At 48.8% G+C, this 20,151-nt stretch carries 18 protein-coding genes; 6 read left to right on the top strand and 12 right to left on the bottom strand.

Annotated elements, in window-relative coordinates:
- Positions 1–33: 33 nt before the first annotated feature.
- From GJR95_RS28715 to GJR95_RS28670, 10 genes are all read right to left on the bottom strand, one after another.
- Positions 34–327, bottom strand: coding sequence for a DUF6510 family protein (locus tag GJR95_RS28715; RefSeq protein ID WP_162389133.1), 294 nt, complete (start codon positions 325–327; stop codon positions 34–36).
- Positions 328–365: 38 nt separating this feature from the next.
- The gene (locus GJR95_RS28710) at positions 366–1,106 is read right to left on the bottom strand and encodes a ferredoxin reductase (protein WP_162389132.1); all 741 of its coding nucleotides are present in this window, start codon (positions 1,104–1,106) and stop codon (positions 366–368) included.
- A gap of 18 nt (positions 1,107–1,124) precedes the next feature.
- Positions 1,125–1,739, bottom strand: a complete 615-nt coding sequence (locus GJR95_RS28705; RefSeq protein WP_162389131.1) for a sulfite oxidase-like oxidoreductase — start codon at positions 1,737–1,739, stop codon at positions 1,125–1,127.
- A 96-nt stretch (positions 1,740–1,835) separates the two neighbouring features.
- A complete protein-coding gene (locus GJR95_RS28700) occupies positions 1,836–2,138 on the bottom strand; it encodes a chaperone modulator CbpM (RefSeq protein ID WP_162389130.1) in 303 nt (100 codons plus the stop codon).
- A 78-nt stretch (positions 2,139–2,216) separates the two neighbouring features.
- Positions 2,217–3,125 carry a DnaJ C-terminal domain-containing protein gene (locus GJR95_RS28695; RefSeq protein WP_162389129.1) on the bottom strand — a complete coding sequence of 303 codons (909 nt, stop codon included), beginning with the start codon at positions 3,123–3,125 and terminating at the stop codon, positions 2,217–2,219.
- A gap of 136 nt (positions 3,126–3,261) precedes the next feature.
- The gene (locus GJR95_RS28690) at positions 3,262–4,806 is read right to left on the bottom strand and encodes an FG-GAP repeat domain-containing protein (RefSeq protein WP_162389128.1); all 1,545 of its coding nucleotides are present in this window, start codon (positions 4,804–4,806) and stop codon (positions 3,262–3,264) included.
- 174 nt (positions 4,807–4,980) lie between these two features.
- Positions 4,981–6,789, bottom strand: coding sequence for a RagB/SusD family nutrient uptake outer membrane protein (locus GJR95_RS28685; RefSeq protein ID WP_162389127.1), 1,809 nt, complete (start codon positions 6,787–6,789; stop codon positions 4,981–4,983).
- Between the two features lie 21 nt (positions 6,790–6,810).
- A complete protein-coding gene (locus GJR95_RS28680) occupies positions 6,811–10,455 on the bottom strand; it encodes a SusC/RagA family TonB-linked outer membrane protein (protein ID WP_232540888.1) in 3,645 nt (1,214 codons plus the stop codon).
- Positions 10,456–10,643: 188 nt separating this feature from the next.
- Positions 10,644–11,744, bottom strand: a complete 1,101-nt coding sequence (locus GJR95_RS28675; protein WP_162389126.1) for a FecR family protein — start codon at positions 11,742–11,744, stop codon at positions 10,644–10,646.
- Positions 11,745–11,929: 185 nt separating this feature from the next.
- Positions 11,930–12,490, bottom strand: coding sequence for an RNA polymerase sigma factor (locus tag GJR95_RS28670; protein ID WP_162389125.1), 561 nt, complete (start codon positions 12,488–12,490; stop codon positions 11,930–11,932).
- A gap of 282 nt (positions 12,491–12,772) precedes the next feature.
- On the opposite strand from GJR95_RS28670, the gene GJR95_RS28665 reads away from it, so the two are divergent.
- From GJR95_RS28665 to GJR95_RS28640, 6 genes are all read left to right on the top strand, one after another.
- On the top strand, positions 12,773–13,207 hold the full coding sequence (locus GJR95_RS28665) for a nucleoside deaminase (protein WP_162389124.1): 435 nt from the start codon (positions 12,773–12,775) through the stop codon (positions 13,205–13,207).
- 136 nt (positions 13,208–13,343) lie between these two features.
- Positions 13,344–14,171, top strand: coding sequence for an outer membrane beta-barrel protein (locus GJR95_RS28660; protein WP_162389123.1), 828 nt, complete (start codon positions 13,344–13,346; stop codon positions 14,169–14,171).
- A gap of 62 nt (positions 14,172–14,233) precedes the next feature.
- Complete coding sequence (locus tag GJR95_RS28655; RefSeq protein WP_162389122.1) at positions 14,234–15,205, top strand: polyprenyl synthetase family protein; 972 nt, start codon at positions 14,234–14,236, stop codon at positions 15,203–15,205.
- 90 nt (positions 15,206–15,295) lie between these two features.
- Positions 15,296–15,919 (top strand): rhomboid family intramembrane serine protease, encoded by a 624-nt coding sequence (locus GJR95_RS28650; RefSeq protein WP_162389121.1) that lies wholly within the window; start codon positions 15,296–15,298, stop codon positions 15,917–15,919.
- Between the two features lie 18 nt (positions 15,920–15,937).
- Positions 15,938–16,846, top strand: a complete 909-nt coding sequence (locus GJR95_RS28645) for a LytR/AlgR family response regulator transcription factor (RefSeq protein WP_162389120.1) — start codon at positions 15,938–15,940, stop codon at positions 16,844–16,846.
- Positions 16,847–16,981: 135 nt separating this feature from the next.
- Positions 16,982–17,680, top strand: coding sequence for a DUF2306 domain-containing protein (locus GJR95_RS28640; protein ID WP_162389119.1), 699 nt, complete (start codon positions 16,982–16,984; stop codon positions 17,678–17,680).
- A gap of 6 nt (positions 17,681–17,686) precedes the next feature.
- On the opposite strand, the gene GJR95_RS28635 is transcribed toward GJR95_RS28640, so the two are convergent.
- Positions 17,687–18,409, bottom strand: a complete 723-nt coding sequence (locus GJR95_RS28635) for an SGNH/GDSL hydrolase family protein (protein WP_394369967.1) — start codon at positions 18,407–18,409, stop codon at positions 17,687–17,689.
- A gap of 122 nt (positions 18,410–18,531) precedes the next feature.
- A protein-coding gene (prfB, locus tag GJR95_RS28630; RefSeq protein ID WP_162389118.1) for a peptide chain release factor 2 occupies positions 18,532–19,609 on the bottom strand; the annotation gives its coding sequence in 2 pieces (ribosomal slippage) (positions 18,532–19,548 and positions 19,550–19,609; 1,077 coding nt in all).
- Positions 19,610–20,151: the final 542 nt, after the last annotated feature.

Raw genomic sequence — 20,151 nt, 5'->3', positions numbered from 1 at the left:
TACGGCATTGCCGCATATGATCGCACATGCTCTTTACGGAATGATGGTGCTCTTTATGTCTGCCGTTATTCCTTCCACGGTGAGGATCGCTCCCGAAGGAGCCTTTACTAATTGCAGGATGAGGCCTTCGCAGGTGGGACAGCGTAGCACCAGACCTGGCCCACGGACATAAGCCAGCAGGTTCGCAAAGATGCCTTCTTTATGGCAATGGCTGCACGTCATCTGAAGTACGGTAACATCCAGATTTAGCAGCATTTGCAATTCGCCGGCCACGGCATTGCCATCTAACCGCAGTGCTCGATCTATGGTATCCGTATCTGTGATCATAATACATTCTGCGTGAAATGAAGAAAGACGATCAAATACTACGTTCCGGTAGGCCCAAACCGCTCGGTCCGGATTTTTGTGGATGGTAACCCCAAATCGGATAACGTGTTAGCAACCTGCTCGACCAATAAGGTTGGTCCACAAACGAAACCGTTGGGTTGAAACTCGAACCGCTTCAGTACATCGGCCAGCATCGCCTGATCAACCCGACGCTGATAACCTGTCCAGCCGGGTGGGGCCTTCCGGGTAAACGTAAAAATCAGCTCAAACTGGGAATCCTGTTTAGCCAACCGTTCCAGCTCGTCCCGATAAATGGCATCGTCGGCCGTCCGAACGCTAAATAGCAATGTGGTCGGATTGGCAGCGCCGATTGTAGCCCGATGACGAAGCATGGCCATCAGGGGCACCACTCCGGAGCCCCCAGCAATCAACAGAAGCGGTTCATTGGCCATGTTGTCTTTCCAGACAAAATAGCCGCCAATAGGGCCTCGAACTTCCAGCGGGTCGCCCGGCTCGATTCCTTCGTGCAGATAGGACGATACTTCTCCATCCTCGATCAATTCAACTGTAAGGTCGATTTCGCCGGTTTTCTCGGGGGGCGATGCGATCGAATAGCTCCGTTCGGCCTGGTAGCCATCCTCGGCCGTCAGCCGAAGGTCATAGTGCTGACCTGGCAGATGCGGTATCCATTGAGGTAAGTGCAGGGTAAAGGTTTTTACATTGGGCGTTTCCTGCACAATGGCCTTTACCCGTGCAATCTGCCACTGAATTTTTTCCATACGATTTAGTGAAAGAGCTCAATCATCGCTGCGATACCGTTGCTCTTTCCAGGGGTCGCCATACATGCTGTAACCACCGCGCTCCCAGAAGCCGGGCTTGTCACCTTCCATGAAACGTAATCCTTTAATCCATTTGGCACTTTTCCAGAAATACAGATGCGGAACGACCAATCGGGCAGGGCCGCCATGTTCGGGAGCCAGCGGTTGTCCTTCAAAGCGTAAGCCAACAAATGCCTTTCCATGACGAAGATCATCGAGCGGAATATTGGTGGTGTAATCGCCGTAGGAGTACGCCATGACGTGGCTGGCTTCCGGCTTCAGATTAACATGTTCGAGCAGCGTATCGATGCTAACACCCTCCCAATGCGTATCCAGCTTCGACCATTTCGTCACGCAGTGAATATCGTTGGTAAATGATTGCTGGGGAAGCGCATTGAATTGCTCCCACGACCATTGAATCGGCGTTTCGACCAGACCCTCCAGCGCAAACGACCAGGTAGTGAGCGGAATACGCGGTGTTGGCCCGGCGGTTAGCACCGGGAAGTCGCGGGTTTCGTACTGCCCCGGCGGAATTCGTTCACTGGACACCGACTCGCGTCTTCGCCCGAAGCCTTTGTTGAAGAATGAAGCCATGATTGAGATCGTTTATGGTTTTACAAGGTAATTCGTTTGGCATGTATAAGCAATATCAACGCACGGTTGATTGCAGAAACACGACATAAATACCTGTTAATGATCTAATTGTTCATAGAATACCAATCTATTCTGCAATTGCGTCAATTGGTTCTGTAAACTTTCCACCCGTTCCAGCAGATCGCTCACAATATCCAGGTCATCCGGGTGAATATCGAGATCCTGATGTAGCCGGACTAGTTTTTCCAGCCTGCCCAGTTGAGTTGGCTCCAGATAGATTGTCTGTTCAATCGTAATGATTTCGACGAGTCCCTGCTGTTCCAGCAAGTGAACAAAGGCGACTTCAATATGGTGATGCACGCAGAATTCCGTGACAGAAATTAGGTTGTTGGGTTGCATAGGACAACGGTTTTTCAGCTTTCGGTATAGGACTGCGGGATTTTCATACAATCGACAACCCTATTCCGAAAACTTATTTTACAGGCTGGCTAATTTTCGGAATAGTTCTTTTTGTTCATCCGTCAGGTTTGTGGGCAGTTTTATCTGCCATTGAACATATAGGTCGCCAAATGTCCCATCTTGCTTGTAAACGGGAAATCCTTTACCCTTCAACCTGACCTTGGCACCATTCTGCGTTTCGGGCGGCACGGTCACCTTTACTTTCCCGTCCAGCGTTTCAATAATTTTCTCGCCACCTAGCAGGGCTGTATACAGATCAATTTCTTCGTTGACGTACAGGTCATTGCCCTTGCGTTTGTATCGGCTATCCTCCGTAATGACAAACGTAATATAAAGGTCGCCGTTAGGGCCACCGTTAACGCCCGGTGCCCCGTAGCCAGCCAGTTTTATTTTCTGGCCATTTTCGATACCCGCAGGAACGGTAATGCGAATGTTTTTTTCGTTAACTGTCAGCGTCTGTTTATGCGTTGTATAGGCATCGTGCAGGGTAAGATGCAGGTCGGCCTGGTAGTCCTGCCCACGAAAATTTGCCTGCCGCCTACCCGTTCCGGGCCCGCCTTCCTGCCCAAACAGTGACGATAAAAAATCGGAAAAATCGGCTCCACCGAAACCGCCCGAGAAATCATAGTCTTCTCCGGCTCCACCTTGCGTGTATTGCTGACGCGCTTGCTGTTGGCGTCGGGCCTCCTCAAACTGTTCGGCGTGTTGCCAGTCTTTACCGTACTGGTCGTATTTTTTACGATTTTCCGGATTACCCAGAACCTCATTCGCTTCGTTAATTTGCTGAAACTTTTTATTGGCTTCTGCATCGTTCGGGTTCAAATCCGGATGATGCTTTCTGGCTAGTTTCCGGTACGCTTTCTTGATATCGTCCTCCGACGCCGTTTTGGGAATGCCCAGGACGCTGTAATAATCGATAAAGTCCATGTTATGTTGAGGGTGGGATGTTGATTCCTAATCAACCAATAAACACAGAAATAGGGGGGAAGGTTGTGGAGAGAAAAGAAAGTATCTATTCCTGTTACCCGTTTTTACTGATCAGATAATCATGGTTGCTGACAGGTTATGGAGTATGTTTATTCTCCAGCACAACCAACGGCAGATAGCCGTTCCAGGTAGGTTTAAAGCCAACTTCGTTCAGAAATCCCTGCGAATAATTCCCTAACACAATGTCGAGGTCACCGTCGTGATCCCAGTCGTTTACGTCCATGCAGATCCAGCGGCCATACTTACTCACCGGAACTGCATGGGGAAGAAACTGAACTGGTTTTTGCTGCTCAAAATAGATGAATGTTTCGGCAGGATTGTTTTTTAAATCAGCGAAGAAGGCAATCGTAGCAATGTCCAGATCACCATCGTTGTCGTAGTCGGCAGCAATGGCTTTTGTGCAGCCGTTGATGGGATAAAAATAGGTTTGTTTGTACTGATTGTGGCCTTGATTGGTGAAGAGGTAAACCCCGTGAAAAGGCTTTAAAATTCGGGAATAGTCGCTATTGTCGCCACAGGTATACAGGATGTCCAATTGACCATCCCGATTAAAATCGACTAACTGAAAGCTGGTTGACCCGTAGACAGGCGGAAACTTAAGTAGGTTTTGTTCCGAAAATCCGCCTTTCCGGTCGTTCGTAAATAACCAGATACCTTCGTCGGCATGAGCGAACAACGCCATAAAATCCAGCCAGCCATCCTGATTAAAATCACCCGTAATGACCTGCGTAGCACCGGCGACTTCCTTGATGATAACCTTTTCGAACTGGTGGTTGGGGTGTTGTTTGAGTTGGTACAAGCCGCCCGAATTATGCCCGAAGCCACAAACAAGCCAGTCCGTCAGACCATCGTGGTCGAAGTCGCCCGGTATTGACTGAATAGGGCGGGGGAGCTGACTGGCCAGTGGAGTCGCTGATGCAGTTGCGGCTTTGCCGATCGGAACGTCCAGGATTTCTCCCATGGGCCGATCAACCGCCCGCATCGTTCCCAGGCAGGTAAGTACCGCGTGATGATAACCCGTTTTATCAGTATTAAAGCTGGCCTGAACAGCAGGAGAAGGCAATGTTCGGACAAGGGTTGCTTTTAATGACGAATTCCATTGATAAAGCCCGGTGCTGGTTTCATTGCTGGAGAAAATCTGTTGGCTGGCCGAATCAATAGCAACCATCGTTGTCGTGGCAATTTCCGTTTTGATTTCGGCTGGTTTGACCAGCTTGAAAATAGACCAGTCATTGACTAACGGAACCGGTGGTGTCGCTTTTTTGGGCTTTTCGGGGGCAAACTTTTCGTAATAAGTGACAAGGCTTGTCCAGTCGTCGAGCGAAATTGTGGCATTCGGTGCCTGATAATAATGGGTCTTTTGCCAGACCTCCAGCCCTAATTTGGGAGCCATCGCTGGCAACACTCGCTTGATCCAGGTTTCTTTGTCAAGGGCATCCGGTAAAACGGGTAAATGACAGGTGCTGCAATACTGCTGGACTAGCTTTTCGCCGTTAGTAACCGGTGTTTTTTGGGTAGTAGTTGACGAATCGTTGCCGGATTGGCAACTGACAGCGACAAGACCAGTCCCTGCCAGAACAAGTAACCAACCATAATAAACGAGAAAAGATAGCCTTTGCATTTGAGTGAGTTTAACCGGGTATAAACAAAAAGGGGCAGCACGATGACTGCCCTCTTTCTGGTGATAACAGGTTTCACGCAGATGTACGCGAATGAGATGTCGATTGACGCAGAAAAGGAAATACTACGGCCAGAATCGACATTCTATCGGTGAATATCTGCGTGAAATTTGCCATTAATTATAACCCGGATTCTGCGTTAGGGATGACTTGCCGCTGGATGTGCTCAGATCGATTTGCCGCTGTGGAATTGGATAGTAATCATTCTTTCCGGCCGTAAAATGACCACCGCGAATATCCGTTGTTACGGTGCTCTCGTAGGTAAAGAAAGCATTCAGGGTTGTTTCGGCGGTTCCCCAGCGAACAAGATCGAAGAACCGATGCCCTTCTGTGGCTAGCTCCAGTTTGCGCTCAAAGTAAATGGCTTTCAAAGCACCGTCTTTGCCCAACCCCGCGAATTTACCCGCCGGATAAACCGCAATCTTGTAATTGGCCGCAGGAGTCGTTGAATAGCCCGAAAGCGGGGCCGCATCGTTGGCATACTTATACACGAAGTTGACCGGATTAGCCGCCCGAGCGCGCACCAGATTGACATAGGTTTGAGCCTGCTCGAAATTGCCTAACTGCGCTTCCGTTTCAGCCGCCATGAGCAGTACATCGGCGAAACGGATTACATTCAGGTTAATGGCCGTTCCGGGCGCCCACGAATGGTTATCCGCATACTGATCCTGTGTTGCCTGCATGTAAATATTTTTCTTTGGGGAATAAGGGCCCGCGTAAGTCTGGCCTGGGCTCCGAATCCAGTCGGCACCTGGATGGTTACCCCAATCCAGATACGGAATGCCCCGACGGCCAATGGTCCAGTCGATCCGGGGGTCTAATGTACCGGCATCTGGCGTAAATGGCTGATTCGAAGCAACGCCCTGATCGTTCTTTACGGGATGACTGTTGTACTCATCCACATACGGTAGCCCGGTCGCATCGGTCCGGTATGAGTTGGCTAAATCCTGCGATGGCTGGAAGAAACCGCAGCAGCGGAACGGGCTGTTTCCGTATGGGAAGTTTAGCATATCGCCCTGATTGGCATTGGCGATTGTGCCCGTTCCGTCGTTGGCTACCATTTGAATGGCGAATACCGATTCTGAATTATTTTCCGTAGCCGCATCGAAATTATCGTGATACTTAGTCACCAGCGCATATTTCAGACCATTGCTGGTAACGCCTGAGCTAATGACCTGATCGAATAGCGCCTTGGCTTCTGCGAATTTATGCTCGTACAGATAAGCTTTTGCGAGATAGGTTGCCGCGGCCCATTTGTTGACCCGACCTACATCCGACTGCGTAGCGGGCAGATTGTCCATCGCATACTTAAAATCAGCCTCAATTTTCGGCCATATGTCCTCTGTATTCGCCTGAGCGTTGGCTGCGGCTGTTTCGACTGTTTCATCAATCCAGGGCACGTTATTCCACATCTTCTTCAATTCGAAGTAATAGTGGCCCCGCAGGAAACGGGCCTGGGCCGAAAAACTGGCTCGGTCGGCATCGGTAACATCCTTTGCCTGAGCAAGCAAACGCAAGGTCGAGTTCGTGCGGTTAACGCCCTCGTAAACAGTACGCCATTTTCCATTAAAGAACCCATTGCTGGCGTCAGCGGTGAACTTGGCAATGGCATCAACGGCTGGCTGGTCACTACCATCACTCCCTTTATGTGCTTCGCCACCGGCAATGCTGCCGTAGGTCCAGTTGCTGGGTGAGGCTTGCCAGGCATCGGAGCCGCTCAGGTTTTGAGCGGAAGAGTTGACATATTGCTGACCATCCAATGCTGCGTAGGCACCGGTCAGTAGGGCATCAACGCCACTGCGGGTAGCTAACGTCTGGTCACTCAAGGCGCCCTGAGCCGGTATTTCGAGACTTTTCTGGCAGGAGTCAAATGTCAATCCGACGGCCGTGACTGCCAGGATTGCTATATATTGTGGTATTTTCATCGTGTATCAGGTTAATAAGAATTAGAACGTCACATTCAGGCCAAACAGGAACTGCCGCTGGTTGGGGTAAACCCCTTCGTCGATACCAAATGACGTGGTGTTCGAGAAAGACTGATTTAAGCTACCACCTGAACTGTTGTTGGTATTGGCTGTCGTACCAATTTCCGGGTCCAGACCTGAGTATTTCGTGATCGTGAACAGGTTCGCCGACTGCACATAGACCCGCAGACGCTCGATACCCAGTTTCTTGAGTGTATTGGCTGGCAACGTATAGCCAAGCTGTGCGTTCTTAGCGCGGAGATAAGACCCGTTCTCGACGAAATAGGAGTTGGGGATGTTCGCGGAGCTAAATGAGCCAACCGTTTCCTGAATAGGTGCTTTAGCGTTATGATTTTCTGGAGTCCAGGAATCATACAACGCGGTTCTGCTCTTCGCGCCCTGGAAGTTTGCGTTGAAGTCGGTCCACCAGCGTACGTTGTTCCAGATATCGTTGCCCTGCGTTCCGTAGAAGAAGATGCTAAAGTCAAACTTCTTGTAGGTGGCTCCCAGGTTCAGGCCGTAGCTGAACTTCGGATTCGGATTCCCCAGATAGGTCCGGTCGGCATCGGTAATCTGCCCGTCACCGTTAATGTCGGCATAACGGAAACGACCAACCGCCACATCACTTTGGTAAACAGCTCCGGGGTTTCCGGTCTTTTGCTGAGCCTGAGCGTTGGCTGTATTGATTTCTTCCTGTGAATTCCAGAATCCTGCGGTCTTATACCCGAAGAACTGACCAATTGAATGGCCAACCGCATTCCGAACAATGTAGCTACCATTGAACCGACGACCTTCCTGATCGAAATAGTCGATCCCTTCGGCCAGCGAAACGATCTTGTTATTGTAGGTGGTAAACGTCAGTGTCGCGTTCAGTTTCAGATCGTTTGTGATGTTAAAGTTGCTGGATGCGGCAATATCGAGGCCCTGATTTCGCATTTTAGCGACGTTAACGGCAGGCGCGGTTCCTAAGCCAGCCGTACCGGCCAGTTCGAGCGTATACAACAGGTCGCGAACTTCTTTGTGGTAGTAGTCGACGGTCAGGTCGAGCTTGCCTTTCCACAGGCTGGCGTCAAAACCAATATTGGCATTGATGTTCTTTTCCCACTTCGCGTCAGGATTGCCAATGCGTGTCCGCTGGAAACCCAGTGTGTTGGCCGAATTGGAGCCGTTGATGGAATAGTAAGAAGATGTACGATCGCCACCATATGTTGTGTACGCATTGGCCGGGTCGACGTTCAACTGGTTACCCATTACGCCGTAGCCCCCCCGAATTTTCAAATCATTCAGCCAGGTCAGTCCACCCATGAAACTTTCCTGTGAAATCCGCCAGCCCGCGCTCACCGCCGGAAACCAGCCATATTGATTGTTCAGAAAGCGGGAAGATCCATCGCGACGAATGGTAGCTCCAAACAGGTATTTGTCCTTTAAGGAATAATCGACCCGGCCAATCAACGAGAACAAGGCATCAGCATAGCGGTTGCTGTAGTTCGTTGGTGTACCCGAACCTGTTGAGAGATTGGTAAAGTTCGGGTCGAAGGAAAAATAACTCTGCGTTGTTCCGCCTACGTTGCGCCCCTGATTCTGGTACGCTTCCGTACCGACCAGTACTTTCAGATCGTGTGTGTTGTTGAAGTTATGCTGGTATTGCACCGTATTGGTCCAGGTCCAGTTCGACCCGTTAAACGTATTTTCTGTATACGAATTGGTCGTTGTATTCTCCTGGTTCTCGTAGGTAGGGTAGGTGAAGGAGTGGTAATTCCCCATGAACAACTCGCCACCAAAGCTGGTGCGGGCGGTGAAATCTTTCAGGAAGTCAATCTCCGCATACATATTACCGAAAAGCCGGTTGCTTAAGCCCCGGTTGTTGGCGGTTCGCTGTTGAACCGCAACCGGGTTGTTGGCATTGCCCAATCCCTGACCATAACCACCCGCATAATTTCCCATGATATCGTAGACTGGGATAATAGGCTGCTCACGAAAAGCCATCCCAATGGCACTTCCTTCTGTAAGCGCATTGATACGAGGGTTATCGGAGACCGAAAAAGCCAGGTTTTCGCCCACACGAATGTTCTCCCGGATGTTATACTGGCTGTTTGAACGGATCGTGTATCGCTTCAGATAGGTGTTGATCAGCGTTCCCTGTTGATTGAAGTAGTTGAAGGAAAACAGGTAGTTCCCCTGTGGACCACCACCGCTAACGGCCAGATTGTGACTCATAATCGGGGCTGACTTGAAAATCTCGTGGAACCAGTCCGTCCCGGCTTTATTCGCTCGTGTAATCCGGTTGAAGGCATTATACTGAGCTGCGTCGTTATAGGTTGGGTTTACATTGTAGAGCGACGGGTCAACGGAAGGATCTCCTTCTTTAACTCCCTGCGGGGCAATGTAATCGGGCAATACAGGCGTGGTTCCACTGCCATACAGCGGATCATTGATCGGCGTATTTGGGTTGGCATTTCGTAAGGCATTAAACTTTAGCTGGGCCGTTTCCTGCGGATTCAAAAGATCCCATACGTTGCCACTTTTAGGAACCTGTACCCCATAATAGGCATCATATTGCACTTTTACCTTACCCGTTCCGCGCCGGGTCGTGATGATAATAACCCCGTTGGCTGCCCGCGACCCGTAAATTGACGCCGAACCGGCATCTTTCAGTACCTGCATCGAGGCAACGTCGTTGGGGTTGATGTCGTTGATGTTTTGCGTCGGTACGCCATCGACAACATAAAGCGGCTGGTTATTTCCGAACGTGTTCAGGCCCCGGATGCGAACCTGTGGCGCTTCGCCCGGCTGACCAGAACCCAATACGGTAACCCCAGAAGCCCGGCCCTGCAACTGATTGGTAATCTGAGAGGTAGGTTGTTGCTGGAGCTCAGACACGTTCACAACCGCAACGGCGCCCGTCAGGTCTTTCTTACGCTGGGTGCCATACCCTACAACGACCACTTCACTCAGTGACTTTACATCCGACGCCAGTTGAATGTCGGGCAAAGTTGACCGATTATTGATCGCAACTTCCTGGGTTGTGTAGCTGATCGATGAAATGACCAGCGTTCCGCTACCGTCGGGTACGTTCAGGGAGAACCGTCCTTCGGCGTCGGTTGCTGTGCCGATGTTGCTTGTTCCTTTCAGCAGCACCGTTGCACCCGGCAAACCTGCGCCCTTTTCATCGAGAACCCGGCCCGTGACGGTAATGGGCGGAACGAGTTTTTCGACGTTTGGGCTGGAAAGCGCGCGTCCATCTGATGACGCCTGAGGGGAATTGGTTACCCGTTTCAGAATAATTGTCGCTCCTCCTACTTCATAGGCAATGGCAGCGGGCCCTAGAACGGCATCGAGTACAGCCGATAGCTTTTCGTTGGAAAACGAGAGTATACTGATCCGTTGCTGATTGAAGATTCGCGGGTTATACATGAACTTCACATCCGCTTCTTTACCAATGCGGTTGATTGCCTGTTCAACGGTCAGGTTGGAGAGCTGAAGGCTCACACGCCGATTAAGTAATTCCTGACCATACGTGTCATGCGCCCGTGCTATCGTAGCGAACGCTGTCACTACGAAAAACAGGTAAAAACTGACTCGCATAATTTTGAGCAGCCTGTGCTGCATTTGTATCCAAATTGTCATACTTTTGAATTGGTTGTCGGTTTAAATCGGCAATAAAATTCCCTTACCCCAACAGGGGGTGCTTTTTTCGAAGAGAGCAAGTGGGGAATGACTCTTGAGTCAGTGATGTTGGCGCATTGCTGACTCTTTTTTGTGGCGTTAATGGAGGTGTTTTTTGGGCATAGGCTAAGACATAGAGTTAAGTATTTTTATTGGCATCCTTTCGTGTTAATTAGAATCTTGCCGTCCATTTCTTCATACTGCGCATCCAGTGTCCGGCAAATCATATTTAGTTTCTCAAATAGAGGCTCATCATCCAGCGAGGCTGTCAGATAACAGTTTTTCATGACCTCGGCATCGAAAATTATTTCAACGCCATAGGCTTTTTCCAGCGAGGCAAAAACCTGATTGATCGGCGTTCCGCTGAACTCAAACATGGACTGCTGAATAGGCATATCGACCAGCGTTGGCGACTCTACCAGTGAACGCAGTAGCCGTCCTTCGTCCCGATTGAATAGAACCCGCTGGTTCGGTGTCAGCACCAGACCAATCAACTGGCGAGACTCCTGCTTTTCGACCCGTTCCTTATCCGTACGGGTAAAAACAGAAACTTTACCCGTCTTAACAATCACATCAATGGCTTTTTTATCAAAAGCGCGAACCGTGAAACTGGTGCCTAATACCTTGGTAATCAAATTGTCAGCATAAACAAAAAACGGCTTGTCTGGATTTTTCGCTACTTCAAAAAAAGCTTCTCCCACCAGGTAAATCTCGCGACGGCTCTGCTGATTAAACTCTTTGGGATAGCTAATACGGCTATTCGGTTGTAGTAATACTGAACTCCCATCGGCCAGAAGTACCAGATGAGTCTTAGAACCTGTATTTACGACTTCCTTCATAGGCAGTGTTGCAGCGGCAACCAGTTTTTTATACACGGTTACGGGTTTGTCCTGATTGTTAGTCCAGGCAAACCAGGCTAACACAAACATAACCACCGATGCTGCCGCAACCCAGGCCATCCGCTGGTATGACCAGAAAGGCTCCGAGTGTACTGCTACGACCGGTTCAGTATCCTGCATAATCTGCCGGATATTCTGGCGCATTTGGTCTTGTGCCGGTACAAATGTGTCTTCCTGCATTGCCAGTAATGTTTCCCGGGCCTGAATCATTAGAAAGGCTTTTTCTGGATACACCGCCGGAAACCGCTCCCACCACTCAACTACCGACGATGGTGCTCTCTCAAACACCCACGATCGGAATGATTCGTCTTCCAGGAAATCATATAGCTCAAAATGATCAAATGATTTCATAGAAAATGTCTATTTTTTTGATTGCTTTACTGATATAATTAGCTAGCCATCACTTCATACCCTGCATTTCTGATTTTTTTAGGGAACGATCTGAAATTTTTTTACTCATGTTTTCTAAAATGCAGAAGCGTGCCACGGTTTTGAACCGTGGCACGCTTCTGCATTTTGCAATCCTGCATTTTATGCTACCAATGCTCCCGCAGAAAATTCAGTGCTTTGTGCAGGTGATTGGAGACCGACTGCCGATTGATACTCATTACCTGCGCAATGTGTTCAATATCGAGTTCTTCGTAGTAGCGTAGGTGAAGGGCTTCCTGTTGACGCTGAGGAAGGAGGTCAATTAGTGTCTTAATTTTTTTTGCCGACAGCTGTTCCGTTTCGATAAAGACAAAAAAGTCTTCAAAGTTCTGATCGGGAGACATATCTATCGCTTCGTCTTCATCGACCCAGCCCCGGCGCTGGGTTCGCTGTAGTTCTAAAAGAATTTTATGACGGAACGATTTGAGCAGGTATTTTTTGATACTATCGGTTCCACTGATGTGTAATCGGCGTTCCCAGAGGTACACGAACATGTCGTGCAGGCAGTCCTGAATCAGGCCAGTATCTTTGCTATAGCGGGTTCCGAACCGGAAGAGAGAGGCATAATGAAGCGAAATGATTTGCTCAAATGCCAGACGATCACCATTTTTGAATCGCTCCCAGAGCAATTCATCAGAAGAAAAATTAGTCGAGAATAATTCATTCATGGCACGCTGAGCAAATAAATCCCAAAACAAAGCTTTTTTGGGATTATTCAGTTAACAAACGCCTATAAATGACTGAATATTGACATTTATTACATGTTTTTTGTAAGAATAGTACTAGTTGATGGAGTTACTGCTTTCGATATGTCTCGTTAGTAGGAGAGTAGATTAGTACTGAATAAATTAACCCTTATAGGTTTGTATGAGTAGCCTGAGTTGCAAACTATATCGGAAAGGAATCAGGGCATGTCAATCATTAATCAGCAATTTATACACCTTTCAATTATGGACGAATTTATGCAGGAGGCTATCCGTCAGGCCCGTAAAAGTTTAAGCGAAGGCGGTATTCCTATCGGTTCGGCGCTGATCAAGAATGGCGAATTAGTCGCGTCGGGCCATAACAAGCGGGTTCAGGAGAACAATCCAATTCTACACGGCGAAATGGATTGCCTTAATAATGCCGGACGGGTTGGTTCGTTCAAAAATACAGTCATTTATTCGACGCTCATGCCTTGTTATATGTGCGCCGGAACCATCGTTCAGTTCAAAATTCCTAAGGTCATTGTCGGTGAATCGCGGACGTTCGCTGGCGCACGGGAGTTTATGGAGCAGCACGGTGTAGAAGTCGTAGACCTCGATCTGCCCGAATGCGTCGATATGATGAATCAGTTTATTGCGGAGAAACCAACCCTTTGGAATGAAGATATTGGTGAGTTGTAAGTGAACTCAGTAAATATCTAAAATTTATTTATTGACTATTTTTAAGTAAATTATAGATTTTAAAACAGATACTTTTCATTTATTGGGTAGTATTGCTACTTTGTCCATTAAAACGACACCGTAACAATCCTACCCAATGAAAAGTATAAAAATTAGTGCACTTCTTGTACTGTTGGCAATTGCATTGCCTACCCATATTTATGCACAACGCTCTATCTATTGGCAGGAAAAGCCGGGAGCCTGGTTGTTAAACGCTGGTTTGGGCACAACACGTTATCTGGGCGACATGAACGAGCGGGATGATCTGGCTCATTTACGGTTGGGCGTGGCAATGGGTATTGCAGCCGCTTATCGGTTTTCCGATCGATTTACCTTCCGGGCCGAGGCACAACTCTATTACATTCATGGGAGCCAGCAGGATACGCACCTTTCCGACAACAATCTGTCGTTCAGGAGCCTGAACCCTGAAATTTGGGTAGGTGCACAAATGGATTTATGGCACCCCGACGATCGAAACCATATTATCATTCCGTACGTCATAGCTGGTGGCGGATTCACCTACATAACGCCCAAAACAACCTATAAAGGCCAGACCTATAGCCTGGCTCCATTGCATACTGAGGGCGTAGACTATAATCGTTTGCCCGTAATTCTTCGGTATGGACTAGGCGTACCAATCGTGGCTGGTGAACGATTCAAATGGCACCTCGAAGGCGTTTATACGCATGTATTGAGCGATTATGTCGATGATGTGAGCACCGTTTATCCGGATCGAAGCCATATGGAGCCCCTGGCAGCGGCTTTATCCGACCGGCGGCTTGAACTGGGTCAGACTCCAAATCTGGCTGGTGCCAAACGGGGTAACAATACAAGGCGGGATGGCTATTTTATTTTATCGGCCCGGTTGATCTGGGTAGTTATTACGGCCAGGCAGCAACATTACCGCCGAAGCCGACGCGGTTAGGGTTTTGGGGGTATTTGCCTTATTTTTGGCGCAAAACTCAGCGAAATGCTGCCCCTAGTCGAATGAGTCCAGCTATTTTTATTGATGCTCTTCAAAACGAACTTCAACGTACACCATACGGACAGTATCCCCCCGAACTTTACGACCCGATCCGGTATATTATGAGCCTCGGTGGCAAACGGATGCGTCCACTACTGACGTTGATGGCTGCCTACCTCTTCACCGACGACTGGAAAAAGGCGATCCGGCCCGCGCTTGCCGTTGAGGTTTTTCACAACTTCACGCTCATGCACGACGACATTATGGACCAGGCTCCTTTGCGCCGTGGCCAACCGACCGTGCATAAAAAATGGAATTACAACATCGCCATTTTATCGGGAGATGTGATGCTGGTTAAGGCGCATGAATTACTGCTGGATGTTGATGCCGATAAACTGAAGCCTGCCATGACCCGGTTTACGCGCACAGCCGCCGAAGTTTGTGAAGGCCAGCAAATGGACATGAATTTTGAAAAACGCTGGGACGTCACTGAAGCGGAATACATTGACATGATCCGGCTAAAAACATCGGTTCTGCTCGGATACGCACTTGAGCTAGGGGGTTTAATTGGCGGAGCCGATGACGAAACTAATGCTCATCTTTACGCAGGTGGGGTAAATATTGGGATCGGTTTTCAGCTGAAAGATGATTTATTGGATGTATATGGCGATCCGGCTAAATTCGGAAAGCAGGTGGGCGGAGATATCATTGCGAATAAGAAAACATTCCTGCTCATCGAAGCGCTCGAACAAGCTACCGGCTCCGTCAAAGACGAATTGATCGGCTGGCTAACCCGCCCCGACTTCGACAAAGCCGAAAAAGTACGGGCTATTACAACCATTTACGATCAGTTAGGTATCCGACAGATTACCGAAGCACGTATTAACGATTACTTTGCGCAGGGATTTGCTAACTTCGAACAAATCAACGCTGATTCTGCGCGTAAGGCATTCTTACTTCAATTTACCCGGCAATTAGTCGAACGGGAAAGCTAATCGGCAGATGGGTTACTGTTTGTGATTTACAATTCTAGTCAGAGTGACTAAAAACGACAAAGCGTAAGCCGGAAGCTATAAACCAATACCATGAGCATTACTCTTATTATTATTATTGTCACCGCTGGTATCAGCCTATGGGCCTGGAACGACTATAGTGTGATGAATCGCTGGATACTGAATCCATATCAGGTGGCTCAGAAGGGTCAATATTACCGCCTGCTGACCGCGGGATTCTTACACGCCGACTGGATGCATTTGATTTTTAACATGATTAGCTTCTATGCGTTTGGCGGGCTTATGGAACAGGTGTTCGCTAGTCTTTTTGGGGCTAGTGGAACAATCTATTACGTCGGTTTCTATTTGATTGCTATCGTCATTTCCAGTATCCCAACCTTTTTGAAACACCGCAAAGATTCCAGATACAACTCGCTGGGCGCATCTGGTGGTGTATCGGCTATCATTTTTGCCGGTATTCTTATTAGCCCCCTTACCAAACTTTACCTGTTTTTTATCCCCATCGGTATTTCTGGCTTCATCTTTGGCCCGCTATACCTGATCTATTCCTACTACGAATCCCAGCGGGGAGCAGGCACCGTCAATCATGATGCTCACTTATACGGGGCCTTATTCGGAGTTCTCTTTATGTGTTTAGTTTACCCGCCCGTTCTGCCGCAGTTTATCGATCAGATTGCCGGGTGGCGGTTGTTTTAACGATAGCCGTGAACCGGTATGTTTAAACTATTCAGCCAACCTTATCCTGTTGAAGACTCCCTGGGGCAGCAGACCCTGAGAGCCGCTCTTATCGGATTATTTATTGGCTTGTTTCTACTGGTCTTTCAACCGTTTGGACTGAGCGACTGGCAAACGCCTAATAAATTGTTCAAATTATTGGGGTTTGGCGGTATCACGTTTATTGTCACAACCTTTAACTTCATTATCTGGCCACGGCTATTCCCCAATCAATTTTCGGATACATACTGGACGGTAGGGCGCGAAATCCTGCTGGTGATGGCCAATATTCTTCTAATTGCCATTGCGAATCGATTTTATCTGGAATCGCTGGTCGATGAAGAAAAAAGCGGTGTCGGTTGGTGGGGTATGATCGTGGTCACGTTCGTGATTGGCTTATTTCCGGTGACAGGAACCGTTTTGTTCAATTATATTCGCCAGCTCAAAAAATATAGTCATGCGGCTGCGGAATTGCCGGTTCACTCGCCTGAATCGAATAGTCAGAACTACGAAAAGAAAGCAACTGGTCAGCCGGGCGAAACAGCCGTTCCTGTCTTGACACTCGTTGCCGACAATGAGAAAGATAGCCTTACCCTATCTCCAGCTGATTTGCTTTTTATTGAATCGAGCGACAATTACTCCACCGTCGTTTATCTGAAGCATAACCCGACTGGACAGCTTCAGCCCGTTAAGCCCCTTCTTCGAAGCAGCCTGAGCCGATTGGAGGGCCAGATCACATCACCGCACATTGTTCGATGCCATCGCTCCTACATCGTCAATCTCGATCGCATTGAGCGCGTAACGGGTAATGCACAGGGCTACAAACTGCACCTATTGGGGGGGCAGTTTCAGGTACCCGTTGCGCGGAAATACAACGAGACGCTGGTAGCCGAGTTAAAGGCTTTGTAAAACGTCCCACCGTTTATCCCAAATGTCGTTTTTGCTTGCCAAACATCCCAGGCTCTGCCAATAATCCCTTTAAATCGCAGTGGTTGAGCTCATTGCCGTAGGTTTGCCGCTGTCGAACACAAACGCTTTACGGCTATGAAAACGCTGATTATTTCGTTGCTTATCATCCACATTGCCACTGGTTTTACGGCTTTGCTGGTTGGCCTGATTCCGATGTTTTCTAAAAAAGGAAGTCTCCTGCACAATCGTGCCGGGCTTGTCTATGTCTATTGCATGATTACGGTAGCTATAACAGCTTTGCTACTATGTGGCCTTCAGCCTTTCAGGATGATGCGGCTGTTTCTAACGGGCATCGCTATTTTTAGTTTTTACCTGAGTATGACCGGTTGGCGGGCTACCAAACAGAAAAAGACAGGCCCAACCAACGGTGATCGGGTACTTACTTATGTTACGCTGGCTGTTAGTGTACTGATGGTTGGTTTTGGGATGTATCTGACCATACAGAATGGTACGTCTTTCTTCCCGATTCTGTTTACCTTCTTTGGCGGTTTAACGGGTGTTTTTGCGATGCAGGACGTTCGACGGTTTGGGGTCGAGTCTACCGAAAAAATGCACTGGTTTTTTCAGCATTTTACGCGGATGGGCGGTTCTTACATTGCTACGTTTACCGCAGCACTGGTTACGAATATTGGTCGGATAGTACCGGCAGAGGCACCTGACTGGATCGCAACCGCTGGCTGGATCGCACCTAGTTTGCTTGGTGGTATGCTGATCGGCCGGACGGTGCGGTATTATAAGGCAAAATTTGCCGAGACCGAATCTGTCGCAGCATAACGAAGTCTATTGTTTCAGGATATCTTTAACGATGGGCAGAGTGGCTTCGGCCCACTGGCGCATTTGTTTTCCCGAGTAATGGAGGCCGTCGACTGCGAATTGGTTAGTATCGCCAGCCGCCTTATGCGTGAGCGGAGTAATGTCTACATACGAGATGCCTGCTGCTTTGCATTCCTGTTGAGCAATCGCATTGAAGGCATCAATCTCGTCGGCAATCTGTTTTTGATTCCGGCCTCTGGCGAAGGGGCTTTGGCCCCAGTCAGGAATCGAAAGTACGACAACATGCCCGGCTTTGCCTCCCGCAAATTTGATTGCGGTTTGTAGTAATTCCCGAAACTCAGTCTGATAGCGATTCTGGCTTTGCCCCCGATATTGGTTGTTAACCCCGATCAGCAAGGAAACCAGGCCATATGTTTTTTGGTTACCACTGGCTTTAATGGCATCCTGCAATTCCGCCGTTGTCCAGCCCGTCCGGGCAATAATATCGGGATCAGCGATGTCTACGCCATTTTTTCGCAGCAACCCGGCCAACTGAACACTCCAGCGCTCATTGTCAGATACGCTTTCGCCAATGGTGTATGAATCACCGAGCGACAGGAAGGTATATTTTGATTGAGTTGCGGCAGTGGTCATGGTCATAACAGAATTGTCAGATGGCTGCACACAGGCCATGAGCAGAAAAATAGCCGGGAGGCCCCGAAAGAGCTGAATGATTAAATGGACTGCCATGAGTTCACTACCAGTTGAGTGTTTTTACCGAATAAACGGTATTATTGGACAACTGGATTTGTTAGTGATCAGGCCGTTTTCATCACAGAATCCTGCGGGGCTACCCGGCAATTCGGTTCACGCTACTCCTGCTCCAGCAGGAACGCTTTTATAAACGGATCGATTTCGCCGTCAAGCACGGCTTCCGTATTCGATGTCTGGTAGCCTGTGCGGTGGTCTTTCACGCGCCGGTCGTCGAGTACGTAGGAGCGAATCTGCGATCCCCATTCGATCTTCTGTTTTCCGGCTTCTACCTCAGCACGGGCAGCATTGCGTTTCTGAACTTCAATCTCATACAGCTTCGATTTAAGCAGGCGCATGGCTACCTCTTTGTTCTGCAACTGGCTCCGTTCCTGCTGACACTCAATGATCAGGCCCGAAGGACGGTGGCGCAGCCGAACGGCGGTTTCGACTTTGTTAACGTTCTGACCACCAGCACCACCCGACCGAAACGTATCCCAGTCGATATCGGCCAGATTCACCTCAATTTGAATCGTGTCATCAACCAGCGGATAGGCAAATACGGAGGCAAACGACGTATGTCGGCGGGCATTGGAGTCGAACGGAGAAATCCGAACCAGCCGGTGTACACCGTTTTCGGACTTCAGAAAACCATAGGCCAGCGCACCATCAACTTCGATCGTTGCCGATTTAATACCAGCGGTATCTCCCTCCTGATAATCCACTTGTTTCAGGCCATAGCCGTGTTTTTCGGCCCAGCGCATGTACATTCGATACAGCATATCGGCCCAGTCCTGGCTTTCGGTACCGCCCGCACCCGCATTGATTTCAAGCACGGCACTGAGTTGATCCTCTTCGTTGCCGAGCATTTTTTTGAGTTCGAGATCTTCGAGCGTATCCGTTACTTTACGGCCTTCGGCATCGACCTCTTCTTCGGGTACGTCGCCTGCTTCGTAAAATTCAAATAACGTTTCGAGATCGCCGAACTGACTATCTAGTTTATCATAGCCGGAAATCCAGCCTTTCAGTCCGCGAACCTGCTTCATTACACCCTCTGCCCGAGCCGCATCGGTCCAGAATTCAGGCTGGAAAGTCTGCTGTTCGAGTTCGGCTAATTGGTCGCGTTTGGTGTCGTAGTCAAAGATACCCCCTCAAGGCCTCTACTCTGGCCCTCAAGTCGTTCAACTGGTCAGTTGTCATGAACTTGTCTTATTGTTAATTGATAGTAAACTTAACGATTGGCTATTGAACGCCAGGCATTGGATTTTAGATGAAGATAATAGCCAGCGTCCAGCAGCTATTCATCGACATCCAGCATCTGTTGTTTTTTGCAAAGATAGAACAAAAGAAAGTGGGTATGTGGTTTCGAGGATTTGCCTGGGAATTCGCTGGCTTTTTGGGGAAGCCGTGCTGAATAGTTCTGATGGCAGCGCAACTGCCACCATTACGATACCAGTCTCAGGCGTGACACTCAAATAAGCCATTATGACTTCGAATCATAGCAGATAAGCCCTTTAGCCTGTAGTTTGGCGAGAACAATAGTAGGAGGTACAGGCCTGGGATCTGAACTTATCCGGAACATTGCCGTATGCAGCAGGAGGGGATCTTCAACTCACTAGTAACTAACTAATAGTATAGCCTCATTCGAGGTATTCCTGTGTCAACTTTTCGACCTACCTTTGCGTTCTCAAAACAAAAGGGGCAGGTGTATTCGGGATTTGTCAACGGTTTCTTTGCTGGCT

The organism is Spirosoma endbachense (assembly GCF_010233585.1).
In the GTDB taxonomy this organism is placed as follows: Bacteria; Bacteroidota; Bacteroidia; order Cytophagales; family Spirosomataceae; genus Spirosoma; species Spirosoma endbachense.
The sequence above is the reverse complement of the archived record's forward strand: the minus strand, read 5'-3'. Positions and strand labels throughout refer to the sequence as shown.

Bases quoted from the DNA above. Each gene is read 5' to 3' on its own strand.
- GJR95_RS28715 (WP_162389133.1), bottom strand. From the start codon at position 327: ATGATCACAGATACGGATACCATAGATCGAGCACTGCGGTTAGATGGC.
- GJR95_RS28710 (WP_162389132.1), bottom strand. From the start codon at position 1,106: ATGGAAAAAATTCAGTGGCAGATTGCACGGGTAAAGGCCATTGTGCAG.
- GJR95_RS28705 (WP_162389131.1), bottom strand. From the start codon at position 1,739: ATGGCTTCATTCTTCAACAAAGGCTTCGGGCGAAGACGCGAGTCGGTG.
- GJR95_RS28700 (WP_162389130.1), bottom strand. From the start codon at position 2,138: ATGCAACCCAACAACCTAATTTCTGTCACGGAATTCTGCGTGCATCAC.
- GJR95_RS28695 (WP_162389129.1), bottom strand. From the start codon at position 3,125: ATGGACTTTATCGATTATTACAGCGTCCTGGGCATTCCCAAAACGGCG.
- GJR95_RS28690 (WP_162389128.1), bottom strand. From the start codon at position 4,806: ATGCAAAGGCTATCTTTTCTCGTTTATTATGGTTGGTTACTTGTTCTG.
- GJR95_RS28685 (WP_162389127.1), bottom strand. From the start codon at position 6,789: ATGAAAATACCACAATATATAGCAATCCTGGCAGTCACGGCCGTCGGA.
- GJR95_RS28680 (WP_232540888.1), bottom strand. From the start codon at position 10,455: ATGACAATTTGGATACAAATGCAGCACAGGCTGCTCAAAATTATGCGA.
- GJR95_RS28675 (WP_162389126.1), bottom strand. From the start codon at position 11,744: ATGAAATCATTTGATCATTTTGAGCTATATGATTTCCTGGAAGACGAA.
- GJR95_RS28670 (WP_162389125.1), bottom strand. From the start codon at position 12,490: ATGAATGAATTATTCTCGACTAATTTTTCTTCTGATGAATTGCTCTGG.
- GJR95_RS28665 (WP_162389124.1), top strand. From the start codon at position 12,773: ATGGACGAATTTATGCAGGAGGCTATCCGTCAGGCCCGTAAAAGTTTA.
- GJR95_RS28660 (WP_162389123.1), top strand. From the start codon at position 13,344: ATGAAAAGTATAAAAATTAGTGCACTTCTTGTACTGTTGGCAATTGCA.
- GJR95_RS28655 (WP_162389122.1), top strand. From the start codon at position 14,234: ATGAGTCCAGCTATTTTTATTGATGCTCTTCAAAACGAACTTCAACGT.
- GJR95_RS28650 (WP_162389121.1), top strand. From the start codon at position 15,296: ATGAGCATTACTCTTATTATTATTATTGTCACCGCTGGTATCAGCCTA.
- GJR95_RS28645 (WP_162389120.1), top strand. From the start codon at position 15,938: ATGTTTAAACTATTCAGCCAACCTTATCCTGTTGAAGACTCCCTGGGG.
- GJR95_RS28640 (WP_162389119.1), top strand. From the start codon at position 16,982: ATGAAAACGCTGATTATTTCGTTGCTTATCATCCACATTGCCACTGGT.
- GJR95_RS28635 (WP_394369967.1), bottom strand. From the start codon at position 18,409: ATGGCAGTCCATTTAATCATTCAGCTCTTTCGGGGCCTCCCGGCTATT.